We start from the raw sequence: 15487 nt of genomic DNA, 5'->3' as shown, positions 1-15487 counted from the left end.
GCGTCGCATCGAACTTGATCGATGCGACGCGCTTTAGCTCTTTTGTTTTCAAGCATGTCGTTATCCCGGAACCGCTCCACACTTCCGGGCGACATGCGTTAGCGGCATCGAAAGATCAAAGCGGATTGCCGCAGTGAGAAATCAGGAGGCCACCGATGACCGAGGAAATCAATACAGCCCTGCTTGCCGAGCTGAAACGGCTCGCAGAGGCCGTCGAGCGTCTTGCCGGACCGGCACCCGCCCTCAACGATTGGGATGCTGCCGACTGTTTCGTCTGGGCGCCATTGCGCCAGCATCTGCAGCCGGTCAGGAGGCCGAATCGGGTGGCGTTGACGCTGATCCGCGGCGTCGATCACGTGCGCGACATCCTGCACGAGAATACGGTGCGTTTCGCCGAGGGTTATGCCGCCAACAATGTGCTGCTCTGGGGCGCGCGCGGCATGGGCAAATCCTCTCTGGTCAAGGCCGTGCACGAGGATGTCAGGCGCGAAAGCAGCGCCTCGCTGAAACTGGTCGAAGTCCATCGTGAAGATATCGCCAGCCTTCCCAATCTGCTCGACCTCCTGAAGGACACGCCGTACCGCGTGATCGTCTTCTGCGACGACCTCTCCTTCGATCACGACGATACCGCCTACAAGTCGCTGAAGGCGGCACTCGACGGCGGCATCGAAGGACGGCCGGACAATGTGCTCTTCTACGCCACCTCCAACCGGCGCCATCTCCTGCCGCGCCACATGATGGAAAACGAGCAGTCGACGGCGATCAATCCGTCGGAAGCGGTCGAGGAGAAGGTTTCGCTTTCCGACCGCTTCGGCCTCTGGCTCGGCTTCCACAAATGCAGCCAGGAGGATTATCTCGGCATGATCGACGGCTATGCCGATCACTTCAAGCTCGGGCTCGAACGCGACAAGATGCATGCCGAAGCGCTGGAATGGGCAACGACGCGCGGCGCACGCTCCGGCCGCGTCGCCTGGCAGTATATTCAAGACCTGGCCGGACGCATGCGGGTTCACATCGACCGGGCATAAAATTACAAAAGCCCGGCTGGTGGCCGGGCTTTTGCGTTTCCTGGTACGCTGTACCTATTCCAGGAAAGTCATCGGGTTGACCGGGGACGCATCCTTGCGCACCTCGAAATGGACCTGCGGCTGCTTGACGTCGCCGCTCATGCCGGAGACGGCGACGGTCTGGCCGCGCTGGATCTTCTGGCCGCGGGCGACGCTCAGCGTATCGGCGTTGCCGTAGACGGTGACGGTGCCGTCGTCGTGACGGACGAGAACCGTGTTGCCGAGTTCCTTCAGGCCGTTGCCGGCATAGATGACGACGCCGTTTTCGGCAGCCTTGATCGGCGTGCCCTGCGGTACCGAAATGTCGATGCCGTCATTGCGGTTGCCGTTGACGTTGGCGCCGTATGAAGCAATGACCTGGCCGCGCACCGGCCAGCGATATTTACCGATGCCGGTCGATTCCGGCGCGGCGGAGCTGACGTCCGACTTCTTCTCCACATCGTCGACGGTCTGAGTCGCGGCCGGCGCCTTATAGGGCGCAGGCTGAACGGAAGCCGTCTGCTGGGCAACCGCCGGCTGGGTCGGCTTCGGATCGACCTTCTCGACCGGGATCGAGGCGGTCTTGATATTGTCGGCGGTGCCGTTCGGGATTTTCAGAGCCTGACCGATGCGGAGCGAGCTGGCCGAAAGATTGTTGGCAGCCTTGAGGTCGTCGACATTGCTACCGGTCGCCTTGGCAATCTTTGCCAGCGAATCGCCTTGCTTGACGACATAGGTGCCGGCAGGCGCCTTCGGATCCTTGCCAGCGCCGGCGGGAAGTTTGCCGGTGACATCGCCACTCGCCAGCGTCTTGTCGCGGGCAGAATTGGCGCCCGGAACGACAGCGACGTTCTGCTCAGGCGCCTTCGGCGCCGGCATTTTGCCGGGCTTGGAAAGGTCAGTCGCCTGCGATGCCGCCTTGGCGGCATTGCCGCCGTTGAAGGTCGGGATCAGGATCGCCTGGCCGGGCTGAGCGGCAGATGCCGTCTTCAGAGCATTGACGCGCAGGATTTCCTTTTCCGGTACGCCGAAACGCCTGGAGAGCGTGGCGATGCTTTCACCCGGACGCAGTGTCACCGACGGAGCGTTGGTCGCGGACCAGCCTGAAACCTTCGGCGTCGTGCCTGTCGTCAGCGTATCAGGCGTCACCTTCGGCGCAGCCGGCGCCACCAATCGGGGCTTTTCGGCCTGCGGCGCAGCTGGGAAAGGCTGGGCGAGCGCAACTTCCTTTTCCCGCTGCCGGGATGGTGCCGCCGCCGTCGGCGCGGCCAACTCTGAACGCTGCACCGAGACCGGCGCGGAAGCGAGACGTGCGCTCGAGCTCGACGTGCGGGTCGGATCGTAACCCTGGCGGGCGGGATAAGGCTGGTTCAGCGCGTCATTGCCGCCGCCGTAGCCCGACTGACTGGCAACGGCCGAGCTGCTAAGATCGGCGCGCGGCACCGGATCGCCCTGAGAACCGTTCACATTCCTGCGCGGAATGGAACTTGTGGTGATCTGATCCTGCCCGGAGGAGGAAAACAAGCCGCCAAACCGTGTCACATCGGAACTGCAGCCCGTTGCGGCACTTGCCAGCAGGCTAACAACCAGAAGATTACCGGCCGACTTCCCGAACTTTGGCGAAAGACTGAAACGCATGACTCGACCCACTGAGAACGCAACCATTTGTGAGTCTATTAAAACGCGTTAGTATTACCACGCAGTTAAGATGCTGGAATCAGTGCGATTTTTTTGAGAAGTTGATAACCATAGCTTACGGGCGAAAAATCGCAGTGTGCTGAGCATGATGCCGAAAAGTCTTAGCGGTTCTCGGACGAGATCATGCGCGCTCTTTTCTGATGGCAAATCTCAGGGCTGTCCGGCCTGAAATCATCCACGTCTACAGCAGCGAGGCAAGACGCGGAACGATCGGTAGATAGGGCGCTTCAAACAGTTCCTCGCGTTCGAAACGGCTGCCGGTTTTCGTCAGCCGCACCATCCGACACTCGTTCTCGGAAATCATCAGCGGCGCGATCATCGAGCCGCCGGAAACGAGCTGGTCGGTATAAAAGCGCGGCATCGCGTTGAACGCCGCCGTCACCAGGATGCGGTCGAAGGTGCCCTCACCCTGCATGCCGGCGCTGCCGTCGGCCTGGCGGATGACGACGCTGCGCAGACCAAGCGATTCCATGCGCCGCTGCGCGGCTGATGTCAGCGTCTTGTAGCGATCGATGGACAGAACACGCTCGGCCAGGCGGCCCATCACGGCGGCGGTAAAGCCACTTCCCGTGCCGATCTCCAGGACGCGCTGGCCGGGCTTGAGCTTGAGGTGATGCAGGATGCGGACGGCAAAATCGATACCCTCGAGGAAGGAACCGCATTCGATCGGGATCGTCCGGCTCGAATAGGCGTCGTCGGCGAATTGCGGCGGCACGAACAACGAACGCTGCGTCTGCTCAACCGCCGTCAGCAGATCGAGGTCCGAGATGCCTTCGGCACGCAATCTGAGGACGAGCGCCGCAAAGCCCTCCTTCTCCGCCAGTCTTGCCGTCAAACTTGTGCTCCGTATCCCAAGGCCCGCGCCACGCGGTCCGTCACGGAATAATCGGTCAGATCCAGTTTCAAAGGCGTTACCGAAATCTTATTATGCTTCAGGGCGTGAATATCGGTGCCTTCGACGAAGGCGCCGGCGCGTTCGCCAAACTTCAGCCAGTAGTAGGGAAAGCCCCGGCCGTCGGAGCGGGCGTCGACCTGCAGATTGAAGGCGAGCTTGCCCTGCATGGTCACCTCGGCGCCGTCGACCTCGTCGGGACGGCAGTTCGGGAAGTTTAGATTGAGGAACGTGCCCTCCGGCAGGTCCAGGACCATCAGCTTTTCCAGAAGAGCCGGCGCATGCGTCTCGCAGACCTCCCAGGGCACGATGCGCGCACCGTCCTCATAGAGATAAGCCTGGCTCAGCGCGAAGGAGCGCACGCCCTGCATCGTGCCCTCGATGGCGCCCGCGATCGTGCCGGAATAGGTCACGTCGTCGGCGACGTTCGAGCCTGAATTGACGCCTGACAGGACGAGATCCGGCTTGATGTCCATCACCTGCCGGATGCCCATGATGACGCAATCGGTCGGCGTGCCGCGCAGGGCGAAATGCTTGTCGGAAATCTTGCGCAGCCGCAAAGGTTCGGAGAGGCTCAGCGAATGGGCCAGGCCGCTCTGGTCGGTCTCGGGCGCCACGATCCAGACATCGTCGGACAGCGTGCGCGCGATCCGCTCCAGCGCGGCAAGACCTTCGGCGTGAATGCCGTCGTCATTCGTAAGCAGGATGCGCATCGCCTCAGGCCGCCCGTTCGATCATGGTCAATCCGCCCATATAAGGCAGCAAAACGTCCGGAATCGTGACCGAACCGTCCTCGTTCAGATAATTTTCAAGGACGGCGATCAGGCAGCGGCCGACCGCCGTGCCGGAACCGTTCAGCGTGTGGACGAACCTGTTGCTCTTGTCGTCCTTGCCGCGGTAGCGCGCATTCATTCGCCGACCCTGAAAATCGCCGCAGACCGAGCAGGAAGAGATCTCACGGAAGGCATTCTGTCCCGGCAGCCAGACTTCGAGATCGTAAGTCTTGCGCGAGCCGAAGCCCATGTCGCCGGTGCAAAGCGTCATGGTGCGGAAATGCAGGCCGAGGCGCTTCAGCACTTCCTCGGCGCAGGCGGTCATGCGTTCATGTTCGGCAACGGCGCTCTCGGCATCGGTGATCGAGACGAGCTCGCATTTCCAGAACTGATGCTGGCGCAGCATGCCGCGCGTATCGCGGCCGGCGGAGCCTGCTTCCGAACGGAAGGACGGCGTCAGCGCGGTAAAGCGCAACGGCAGCTTATCCTGGTCGAGGATTTCCTCGCGCACCAGATTGGTCAGCGTCACTTCGGCCGTCGGGATCAACCAGCGTCCATCAGTCGTCCTAAAGAGATCCTCGGCGAATTTCGGCAGCTGGGCAGTACCATAGACGGCCTCGTCGCGCACCATCAGCGGCGAACTGACTTCGGTATAGCCGTGCTCGCTGGTGTGGAGATCGATCATGAACTGGCCGAGCGCGCGCTCGAGCCTGGCGAGCGGCCCGGTCAGAACCGTGAAGCGCGAGCCGGAGAGCTTGGCGGCGCGCTCGAAATCCATATAGCCGAGCGCTTCGCCGATTTCGAAGTGCTCCTTCGGTGCGTGGTTCCAGCGCGGCTTTTCGCCGACGGTGCGGGTGACGACATTGTCATGCTCGTCCTTGCCGACCGGGACGTCGTCGAAAGGTATGTTCGGGATGCGCGAGAGCGCGTCGTTGAGTTCGGCCGTCAGCTGCCGGTCCTCTTCCTCGATCGCCGGCAGCAGGGTCTTGAGTTCAGAGACCTCCGCCTTCAGCTTCTCGGCCAGCTCGCTATTCTTCTGGGCCATCGCCGCGCCAATCTCCTTGGAGGCGAGGTTGCGGCGGGACAGCAGGTCCTGCGCCTTCTGCACGGCGGAGCGGCGCTTTTCATCGAGGGCAACGAGACTTTGGGCAAGAGGCTCGGCACCGCGCTTGGCGAGGGCGGCATCGAGCGCTTCGGGATTCTCACGGATCCATTTGATATCGAGCATCGTCGTTCCAGGTCGTTGCAACAGAGGTGGCCCGGCCAAAGCCTGATTGGGCCTCGACCGGATGTTACAGCGCCGCCCTGTCTTTTCAGACGCGCAAAGGACACCGCAACACTTTGAATTGCTGCCTAATTCCTTAAACCGTTTCGGATTTAGGGACTATGCAGTCGACGGCGTTCATGAAGGGATTTCCTGATCGCAGCTCAGACGCTGTCCGTCTTGGCAACGTCTGCGGATCCGGTTTCCTTTTCGACCGCCTGCCGGGCACGCTGGCGCTCCACGAGTCGCGCCGCATAGATGGAAATTTCGTAGAGAATGATCGTCGGTATCGCAAGGCCGATCTGGGACATCGGGTCCGGCGGCGTCAGCACGGCGGCGACGACGAAGGCGAGGACGATGGCAAATTTGCGCTTTTCGGCGAGCCATTGCGACGTCAGAAGACCGACACGGGCGAGCAACGTGGTGATGACAGGCAGTTGGAAAACGAGGCCGAAGGAGAAGACCAGCGTCATGATCAGGCTCAGATATTCCGAGACCTTCGGCATCAGCGAGATTGCTATCTCGTCATGACCGGGCGCCTGCTGCATCGACAGGAAGAACCACATGACCATCGGGGTGAAGAAGAAATAGACGAGCGCGCCGCCCATCAGGAACAGGACCGGCGAAGCGATCAGGAACGGCAGGAAAGCCTGACGCTCGTTCTTGTAGAGGCCGGGCGCCACGAACTTGTAGACCTGGGCGGCGATGATCGGGAAAGCGACCACAAGGCCGCCGAACATCGCCACCTTGACCTGCGTGAAGAAGAATTCCTGCGGCGCGGTGTAGATGAGCTGGGCCTTCTCGACGTCGAGATTAGCCCACTGGACCGCCGTCTTGTATGGGATGACCAGATAATTGAAGAGATTCTTGGCAAAAAAGAAGCATGCGATGAAGGCGACGAAAAACGCGCCGATCGACCACATCAGCCGCGTGCGCAGCTCCATCAGGTGCTCGATCAACGGCTGCGGCTTGTCTTCGATATCACCGCTCATGCCTCGTCCTTCTTTGTCTGCGCAGGCTTCTTCGGCGTTGCAGGCTTCCTGACCGCCGTCGTGCGTTTCGGCTTTTCCACAGGCACGGCAACGGCGGCCGCAGCATCGACCTGGTCGGCAGGCTTGACGCGCGGCTTGCGCACAGCCTTCGGCCTGGCCGCAACCGTATCAGCTTGCACAATCGCTGCGGCGACCGGTTCCGACGGCGCAGGTGTCGCTACCAATGGCGGCGTTTCCGGCAAGCTCATCGACGGCGTCGGGGCTGCGACAGCATCGGGAGGCACCTCGGTCTTGTTTTCCGTGACCGTGGTCGCCTTCTGCAGGTCGGCCTTGATCTCGTTGCCCATCTGGCGGAGCGGGTTCATCGCCTCGCGCAGGCTGTTGACCGGGTTGAGCTTTTGGGCGTCGCTGATCGTCTGGCGGACATCGTCAAGCTCGGCTTCGCGCAACGCCTCATCGAACTGCGCACGGAAATCACCCGCAACCTTGCGGGCGCGCTGCGTCATCTTGCCGAAAGCGCGCAGCATCGGCGGCAAATCCTTGGGACCGACGACCACGATCAGTACGACCGCGATGACCAAAAGCTCGGTCCAGCCAATATCGAACATGCAAGGCTCCTGGACGGGAAGCGCGGGGGCTGCGCTTTTTCCCGGACTTGGTTACTTCGTTTCGTCGGCCTTGTGATCGACGGTCTTTGCCGTATCCGGCGCGTCTTCGTCCGTCATGCCCTTCTTGAAGCTCTTGATGCCCTTGGCAACGTCGCCCATCAGTTCCGGAATCTTGCCACGACCGAACAACAACAGCACGATGACCAGAACGATCAACCAGTGCCACATGCTAAAACCACCCATTACGCTAACTCCCTGTTTCTATGTTCCCACGATGTAAGGATTTCCGACACCGTTTCCAACATCACGCCCTTTGAACTGCGCTTAATGTCACGGTATCGCCCTTTATGACAAGCCATTGACCCGCCGAAAAGTGCTGGCTCCATTGTTTTCGCCATGCATGGCAAAAGCAAGACGCAAGCCCCTCAATCTTCAGAGGTGCCGCGTGGCGCCAGCAACCCCAGTTCCTCGAGGTCCATCTGGGTGATCGGGTCTTCGTCCTCGGTCAGTTCGTCGTTCATCAACGGCGAGGGAATATTGAAGTTTGCCGGAATGCGGCCCGACAGCAAGCCCGCTCCCTTCAACTCTTCGAGACCGGGCAGGTCACGCAGCTCTTCGAGACCGAAATGATCGAGGAAATCGCGTGTCGTGCCCAATGTCACCGGCCGGCCCGGCGTGCGCCGGCGACCACGGAACCGAACCCAGCCAGCTTCCATCAGCACGTCGAGCGTGCCGCGCGAGGTCTGGACGCCGCGGATATCCTCGATTTCGGCACGCGTCACCGGCTGGTGATAGGCGATGATCGCCAGCACTTCCAGTGCGGCGCGCGAAAGCTTCTTCACCTCATTGTCATCACGGCGGATGACGAAGGACAGGTCGGCGGCAGTGCGGAAGGCCCATGCTCCTTCGACCTGCACGAGATTGACGCCGCGCGGCGCATATTGCTCCTTCAGGCGCAGCATGATCGCATGCACGTCGGTCTTCTCAGGCAGGCGCTCGGCGAGGAAGCCTTCGGAGACCGGCTGCGAGGAGGCGAAGACCAGCGCCTCGGCGATGCGCTCGGCCTCGATCTCGGCCTGCAGGTCGCGGCTCCTGTCTTCGAAATTACCTTCGAAATCCTCTTCGCCCTTCAGATCGATCAAGCCGGCCGCTCCTGTTCGACCACCTGCAGCGTGGCATGTTTCGGACCGCGGCGCATGTATATCGGCTGAAAGGCGCCGTCTTGGCGGATTTCGAGTTTGCCCTCGCGCACCAGCTCCAGCGAGGCGGCAAAGGCGCTGGCGATTGCCGTGACGCGTTCTTCGGGCGCTGCGAGATACCGCAGCAGATAATGCTCCATCGCCGTCCAGTCAGCGACCTCGCCGATCATCTGGGTCAGCAGCTCGCGGGCATCGGTCAGCGACCAGACGGTGCGCCGCTCAATCGTCACCTGGGTGACGGCATGGCGCTGGCGCAGCGCCGCATAGGCGGTCAGGAGATCGTAAAGGCTCGCCGCATAAGCGGATTGCTGGCGGTCGGGAATATGCTCGGGCGCGCCGCGCACGAAGATATCGCGGCCGAGGCGATTGCGGTTGACGAGGCCGTCTGCAGCCTGGCGCATGGCTTCGAGGCGTTTCAGGCGGAAGGCGAGCGTTGCCGCCAGTTCCTCGCCGGAAGGGCCGTCATCCTTGACCTGCTGGGGAATGAGCAGCTTCGACTTGAGATAGGCAAGCCAGGCTGCCATGACGAGGTAATCGGCGGCAAGCTCGATGCGGATACGCCGGGCGCTTTCGATGAACAGCAGATATTGCTCGGCGAGCGCCAGCACCGAAATGCGCGACAGATCGACCTTCTGGTTGCGGGCGAGATAGAGCAACAGGTCGAGCGGACCTTCGAAGCCGGCGACGTCGATCACCAGCGCCGGCTCGTGGCTGGCGCGCTCAGCTCCGTTATCCTGCCACAGCTTGTCCATCGGCGTTGCCGCCTGTGGACGTTCCGTGCCCTTGACCGTGTTCACCTAGCTGCTCCCTTACGATCAGACCGTCGCAAACATCGCTTCGAATTCCGCCCTCAATTCCGCTTCATCGGCGGTATCCGGCGCCGCGAAGCCTGCTTCCACCGCTTTTGCGCGGGCAAGCGATATGCCGGCGAGCGGCGGAACATTTGCCACAACCTCCCGCATCTCGTCCATATTGCCATTGCAATGCAGCACGATATCGCATCCGCCTGCAATGATATTCGCCGCACGTTCACCGATCGTGCCGGAAAGAGCGTTCATCGAGCTGTCGTCGGAGAGCAGCAGACCGTTAAAGCCGATGTGCTCGCGGATGATGCCGTCGATCACCTTGCGCGAGGTCGTCGCCGGATTGTCCGGGTCGATGGCGGCGAAAACGACGTGGCAGGTCATGGCCATCAACTCGTCCTTCATCGCGATGAAGGGCGGGAAGTCATGAAGCTCCAGCTCATCGCGCGGGACGGTGACGACGGGCAGCTCCAGATGTGAATCGGCAAAGCCGCGACCGTGGCCGGGCATATGCTTCATCACGGGCAACAGGCCGCCGGCCTTCAGCCCCTCGGCAGCCGCCCGGCCCATCGCTATGACGGTCTGCGGATCGCCACCATAGGCGCGGTCGCCGATGACATTACTGCTGCCCTCGACCGGCACATCAAGCACCGGCAGGCAATCGACATCGATGCCGAGGCTCGAAAGATCGAAGGCGTGCAGCCGCGACATCAGCCAGGCAGCGCGCAGGCCGAGTGCGCGATCGCGGCGATAGAGATCGCCGAGCGCATGGCCGGAAGGATAACGCGCCAGAATGGGTGGGCGGATGCGCTGGACGCGGCCGCCCTCCTGGTCGATCAGCACCGGCGCATGCCAGCCGACGCTATCGCGCAGTTCAGCGACGAGATCGGCGATCTGCCGTGCTTCGGAGATGTTGCGCCCGAAGAGGATGAAGCCCCAGGGACGCTCGCCCCGGTAAAAGGCTTTCTCTTCGGATGTGAGGGCAAGGCCGCTGCAGCCAAGGATCATCGCTTTTGATTCGGTCATATCCGAATCATAGACCGCGCCCGGCCAAATGCGAGCAAGGTCGGGCGCGATGCACAAAAAAGAGCGGCGGACCGATCCGGCCCGCCGCTCTGATATTCAAAGACGCGATCCTACCTGGAGATCAGGCAGCTTCCACCCACTGCGCGATACTGTTCGCAGAGTGCTGCGGCCTCATCCTTGGAACCGGCCGGTATGCGGACACGGTAGAAAGTGCCCTTGCCGGCGATATCCGCCCTGCGGATCTCGTGGCTGCGGCCGCCGAGCACGCTGGCGAATTTCTTCGACAGGTTGGCATAGGATTTGGTCGCCTCGTCTTCCGACGGCAGCGAGGCGATCTGGATGCCGTAGCCGCCGGCGGATGCGGCCTGCTGCGGCTTTGCGGCGACGGGTGCTGCGACGGCGACCTCCGTCGTCTTCGGCTGCTGTGCGGTCGGGCGGACATTGCCCTTCTCGGTCACTGTGCCGACAACGTTGACGGGCTGATCGACCGGACGGGCGGTCGGAATCGGAGCGGTATCGGCAATCCCCGAGGTTTTGACCGGGCGCACCGGCGGAGCGACCGGGGCGGGATTTGCGGCCTGCGCGTCGGCACTGCCGGCGAGCGGCGGCTGTACCGGCGCGGTTTCGACGGGGGCTGCAGAACGCGCATCGGCGGAAGCAACCTCGGCGCTTGCCGGGAAGCTTGCGGCCGTTCCACCGACGGGAGGTACAGCCGGGGTCGATTGCGCGGACGGGGTCGACGGAGCCGTCAACGCCGGCTGAGCTGGCGGCATCGGCTGGGCCGACGGCGTTGCCTGGGCAGACTGTGTCGCCTGGTCAGACGGCGTCGGCTCTTCGACGGGCGCCGATTCCTCGCGGGCGACCAACGTACCGTCAGGCTTGACGATCATCGTGCGGACCTTGCGCGGCGAAACGGACGGCGTCTTGTCGGTGTCGGTTGCCGAAGCGTTGTCGGCGCTGTCCTGGGTTGGCAGCAGACGCGGATCCTCCGTCTCACCGACCGCAGTCGGCGTGACCTGATCGTCGACGCTGGCGTTCTCGTCGTCCTCGGGCAGCGCTTCCGGTGTCAGCGTGCGCTGGACCACATCGACGGGCGCCTCATCGGAAGAAACGAGCGCCTTCTGCTTCGGCTCTTCGGCAGAACCCGCAACGCGGTCGTAGACGGCCTTATCCTGGTTCGGCACGGTCTTGCCGCCAGGATTTTCCGGAACGACCTTGACCGGTTCCTTGTCGGCGGTGATCACGCGCGGCTCGCCGGACGCGACAATGCCGAGCCCCTCGCCGTTCCAGACGGAGGAATAGACGCCATAACCGACGCCGGCAAAGACCACGAGCACGACGGCCCCGGCAAGCAACTGGCGCATCGATCGGGCGCGGCTGAAATCAGCGGCCTGGCTTGCCGATTCGATGCGGACCTCGGAGGTCTCGCGGCGCTCGACCGGCTCGCGCACGCTGCGGCGGAAATCTTCCTCCAGCGCCCGTTCGAAATCATCGAGGCCATCGGCAATGGTGGGCTTGACCGGCTGTGCAGCGGCGGCGGCCGTATCCCGGACCGGCGTCGGCGTTTGCCGCGGTTTGGCCGGTTCAAAGAAGCTGGCAATCTCGGCGTCGAGATCGAAATCGAAATCCGCGGATTTCGCGACCGGCGCGGGCTGCTCGACCGGCGGCAGCGCCGGCACGTGCATGTCGTCGACGGCCTCGGGACGATCCTCCGGATCGGAGATCATCGCCGGATCGAATGGCAGGTCTTCGGTCGATTCGGAGACAGGCGTCCAGTTGAAAGCCGGAGCCGGAGCTTGAGCCTGTGGCTCGGGAACGAAGGCCGGAGCGGACCGTGCAGGAGCGGCTGCAGCCTGCTCAAAAGCAGGAGCCGGCGGCTCAGGAGCAAAAACCGGAGCGGGGCGAGGAGCGACGGCAGCCGCCTGCTGGGGAGCAGGGGCCGGCGGCTCAGGCTGCGGTGCGGGCTCGGACGGCTCGGAGAAATCGAGATCGGTCAGTTCCAGCTCGATGCCGGCAAGATCCAGCTCGAAATCATGGCCGGCGAAGGGGTCGTCGGCTTCCGATACCGGCTGCGGCGCAGGCGAATATGTCGTTGCGGCAGGCTGAGGCGCAACGACCTCGGCAAGCTGCGGCGCGATCGGCTTTGCGGCTTCGACAGCATAGACAGGGGCCGGCTCGACCGGAGCAGACCGGACGGGTGCTGCGGCGAGCGGTGCGGGCGCGATCACCTTGGGCTCGACGGGTGCGGCGGCCACGGGGGTGGCGGGAACGGGCGCTGCCTCGATCGATGCGGGTTGCGGCGAGACGGGCGCCGGAGTGGCACGTTGCGGCACCGGATAACGCGAGACGTCGGCGAGCAGATCGTCGAGATCGAATGTGCCGACGGTGTGCGGAACATCCGGTACGACCTCGGTCAGCGCGGCATCGGCTTGGATCTCGCCTTCGACGGCGGCGGCGATGAGATCAAAACCGGCGTCGGGACCGAAATCCTCCAGCTCTTCCTCGGCTTCGACGAATTCTTCGGCCTCGGCGGTCTCTTCCGGCGCGATCACCTCATCATGGCGATCGAGTTCGGCGGGAAAGCCAAGTGAAGAAGAAGCGGATTCGAATTCTTCGGAAGGCTCGACAGCGGCGACAAGCGCCGGCGGCTCGATGACAGGTTGAGGCTCGACCACAGGAAGATCGGCGGATGGTGCTTCAGCAACCGGTGCGGAGACAGCTTCGACCACAGGCTCCGGCAAAACAACCGGCTCCTCGCGCCTCGGGGCATGGAAATTGGCAAGCGGCAGCCTGATGCTGGCAGCCGACCATTGCGGCGCCTTGGTGGGCTGCGCCAACGAAGAGACCGGTGCTGCGCCGATCGACAGCTCAAGCTCCTCGATCAGGTCGCGCGCACCGCCGAAGGCCGATTGCACCGACGCGTCGGGCTCGGGAGAAAGCTGCTCCGCCCAGTCGGCGGCGGATACGTCCCCATTCCCTGCGGCGGGCAAAGCTTCTTCGGCCTCAACGGCAGCGACGGAAACCGAAACCGGCTCAGGAGCCTCCGCATGTTCGGCAGCGGAAGAAGCATCGAGAACGGGCTCGACGTAATCTTCAGGCGTGAGGTCATCAGAGATCGGTTCGGCGGGCCGATCGAGCTCCGCAAGCGGACGTGGCGAGTCGTAGCGGTCGAACTCGCGCCCAAGCTCATCCTCGAGATCGAGGGCGGGCTCGCGGCGCGCGGTCTCCGTCACCGTATTCGCTGCAACACGCGGCTCGAAGCCGACAATACGGGCCAGTTCAGCCAACGGATCGTCGTCGGCAAACAGATCGTTTTTTCCGCGCGTATCATACGCAAGTTGTTTATCAGCCATGCCTATTCCCACTCGCAAACGCCAACGCTCAAATGCCAGCGCATTGTGGGGAAATGGTGACGTTATCGCATTTCGTCCGGTGCGGCAGTGCCTGTAATGGCAAGTCCCGACTTCAAAACCGACGCGACGGCGTACACCAGCCCAAGTCTGGCAATACTTGATTCTCGGTTTTTATCATTAACAAATCGTAATTCCGGCTGATCTTTACCTTTGTTCCAATGCGCGTGGAAGGAACTGGCGAGGTCATAGAGGTAAAAAGCGATACGATGCGGCTCCTGCGACTGGGCCGCTGCCTCGACGATACGCGGGAATTCAGCGAGCTTGGCGACAAGCTGCAATTCGGCCGGATCGCCAATGCCTGCAACGGTTTTCGCCAGTTTCCCGTGGGAGACATCGAGGTCGGGAAAAGCCTCCCTCGCCTGCCGGAAGACCGACATGCAGCGAGCATGCGCATACTGCACATAAAAAACAGGATTATCTTTCGACTGTTCGGTCACTTTGGCGAAATCGAAGTCGAGCGGCTCGGAATTCTTGCGGTAAAGCATCATAAACCGGACCGAATCACGGCCGACTTCTTCGACGACGTCCCGAAGCGTGACAAAGTCGCCCGAGCGTTTCGACATCTTCACCGGCTCGCCGTTGCGATAGAGCTTGACGAGCTGGCAGAGCAGCACCGTCAGCTTCGCCTTACCATCCGAAACGCCGCGTGCAACCGCTTCCAGGCGCTTGACGTAGCCGCCGTGGTCGGCGCCAAGCACATAGATCATCTCGTCGAAACCACGGTCGAACTTGTTCTTGAAGTAAGCGACGTCGGCGGCGAAATAGGTGTAGGAGCCGTCCGACTTGATCAGCGGCCGGTCGATATCGTCGCCCACCTCGGTCGAACGGAACAGTGTCTGTTCGCGATCTTCCCAGTCCTCGGGAAGCTGGCCCTTCGGCGGCGGCAGCGTGCCCTTGTAGACATAGCCCTTGAAGGTCAGGTCGTTGATCGCCGTGCGGATCGCGGCTGCACCATTGGCATGCAGGGTGCGTTCGGAGAAGAAGACGTCGTGATGGACGTTCAGAGCCGCCAGATCCTCACGGATCATCACCATCATCGCATCAATGGTGCGATCCTTGACGATCGGCATCCATTGGTCTTCCGGCATGTTGTGCAGCCGCACGCCGTAATCGGCGGCAAGCGACTGGCCGACGGGCACGAGATAGTCGCCGGGATAGAGACCCGAGGGGATTTCGCCGATCTTTTCGCCGAGCGCTTCGCGATAGCGCAGGAAGACGGAACGGGCGAGCACGTCAATCTGCGAGCCGGCATCGTTGATGTAATATTCCTTCTCGACGCCGTAACCGGCAAAAGCGAGCAGGTTGGCGAGCGCATCGCCGACGACGGCGCCCCGGCAATGGCCGACATGCATAGGGCCGGTCGGATTGGCCGAGACATATTCGACATTGACCTTCTTGCCCTCGCCGAGCGCCGAGCGGCCGTAATCGGTGCCGGAGCCGATCATCGAGGCGAGCAGCCGCTGCCAGTAGCCGACGGCGAGACGGATGTTGATGAAGCCCGGCCCCGCGACCGAGACATCGGCGACGTCGGCATCCTCCTTGAGCTTGGCGATGATGACGTCGGCCAGCGCGCGCGGATTGGTTCCGAGCGGTTTTGCCAGAACCATTGCGGCATTGGTCGCGACATCGCCATGGCTCGCGTCACGCGGCGGCTCGACGGTGATGCGGCCGAAATCGAGCTCGGATCGCTTTTCCCTGACCAGATCGATCTGTTCAAGGGCGGTTTTGATCCTGGCTTCGAAGTCGGTAAAAAGGTTCATCGCACTCTTCCAT

The 15487-nt window shown here is 62.5% G+C and carries 13 protein-coding genes; 1 reads left to right on the top strand and 12 read right to left on the bottom strand.

What is annotated here, in order from left to right:
• The first annotated feature begins 155 nt into the window (after positions 1–155).
• The gene (locus tag HX899_RS27715; protein WP_181293882.1) at positions 156–1028 is read left to right on the top strand and encodes an ATP-binding protein; all 873 of its coding nucleotides are present in this window, start codon (positions 156–158) and stop codon (positions 1026–1028) included.
• A gap of 54 nt (positions 1029–1082) precedes the next feature.
• Here the strand turns inward: HX899_RS27715 and HX899_RS27710 are convergent, their stop codons facing one another.
• From HX899_RS27710 to argS, 12 genes are all read right to left on the bottom strand, one after another.
• Positions 1083–2684 carry a peptidoglycan DD-metalloendopeptidase family protein gene (locus tag HX899_RS27710; protein ID WP_181293881.1) on the bottom strand — a complete coding sequence of 534 codons (1602 nt, stop codon included), beginning with the start codon at positions 2682–2684 and terminating at the stop codon, positions 1083–1085.
• Positions 2685–2925: 241 nt separating this feature from the next.
• Positions 2926–3579, bottom strand: coding sequence for a protein-L-isoaspartate(D-aspartate) O-methyltransferase (locus HX899_RS27705; protein ID WP_011651660.1), 654 nt, complete (start codon positions 3577–3579; stop codon positions 2926–2928).
• Complete coding sequence (gene surE / locus HX899_RS27700; protein WP_017991200.1) at positions 3576–4349, bottom strand: 5'/3'-nucleotidase SurE; 774 nt, start codon at positions 4347–4349, stop codon at positions 3576–3578. The genes HX899_RS27705 and surE overlap by 4 nt, the downstream gene beginning before the upstream one ends.
• Positions 4350–4353: 4 nt before the next feature.
• Positions 4354–5637 (bottom strand): serine--tRNA ligase, encoded by a 1284-nt coding sequence (gene serS / locus HX899_RS27695; protein WP_181293880.1) that lies wholly within the window; start codon positions 5635–5637, stop codon positions 4354–4356.
• Positions 5638–5837: 200 nt separating this feature from the next.
• Positions 5838–6665: a twin-arginine translocase subunit TatC gene (gene tatC / locus HX899_RS27690; RefSeq protein WP_129420703.1), complete on the bottom strand. Its 828-nt coding sequence runs from the start codon at positions 6663–6665 to the stop codon at positions 5838–5840.
• The gene (gene tatB / locus HX899_RS27685) at positions 6662–7273 is read right to left on the bottom strand and encodes a Sec-independent protein translocase protein TatB (RefSeq protein ID WP_138391119.1); all 612 of its coding nucleotides are present in this window, start codon (positions 7271–7273) and stop codon (positions 6662–6664) included. Before tatB ends, tatC begins: the two co-directional genes overlap by 4 nt.
• 51 nt (positions 7274–7324) lie before the next feature.
• Complete coding sequence (locus tag HX899_RS27680) at positions 7325–7516, bottom strand: twin-arginine translocase TatA/TatE family subunit (RefSeq protein ID WP_017960199.1); 192 nt, start codon at positions 7514–7516, stop codon at positions 7325–7327.
• A gap of 182 nt (positions 7517–7698) precedes the next feature.
• Positions 7699–8415, bottom strand: a complete 717-nt coding sequence (gene scpB / locus HX899_RS27675) for an SMC-Scp complex subunit ScpB (protein WP_003538964.1) — start codon at positions 8413–8415, stop codon at positions 7699–7701.
• Positions 8412–9269 carry a ScpA family protein gene (locus tag HX899_RS27670; protein ID WP_020049690.1) on the bottom strand — a complete coding sequence of 286 codons (858 nt, stop codon included), beginning with the start codon at positions 9267–9269 and terminating at the stop codon, positions 8412–8414. The genes scpB and HX899_RS27670 overlap by 4 nt, the downstream gene beginning before the upstream one ends.
• Positions 9270–9287: 18 nt before the next feature.
• A complete protein-coding gene (nagZ, locus tag HX899_RS27665) occupies positions 9288–10301 on the bottom strand; it encodes a beta-N-acetylhexosaminidase (RefSeq protein WP_138329821.1) in 1014 nt (337 codons plus the stop codon).
• 110 nt (positions 10302–10411) lie between these two features.
• Complete coding sequence (locus tag HX899_RS27660) at positions 10412–13654, bottom strand: SPOR domain-containing protein (protein ID WP_246697192.1); 3243 nt, start codon at positions 13652–13654, stop codon at positions 10412–10414.
• A gap of 62 nt (positions 13655–13716) precedes the next feature.
• Positions 13717–15474, bottom strand: coding sequence for an arginine--tRNA ligase (gene argS, locus HX899_RS27655; protein WP_181293878.1), 1758 nt, complete (start codon positions 15472–15474; stop codon positions 13717–13719).
• Positions 15475–15487: the final 13 nt, after the last annotated feature.

The organism is Rhizobium sp. WYCCWR 11146 (assembly GCF_013591995.1).
In the GTDB taxonomy this organism is placed as follows: domain Bacteria; phylum Pseudomonadota; class Alphaproteobacteria; order Rhizobiales; family Rhizobiaceae; genus Rhizobium; species Rhizobium indicum.
The sequence above is the reverse complement of the archived record's forward strand: the minus strand, read 5'-3'. Positions and strand labels throughout refer to the sequence as shown.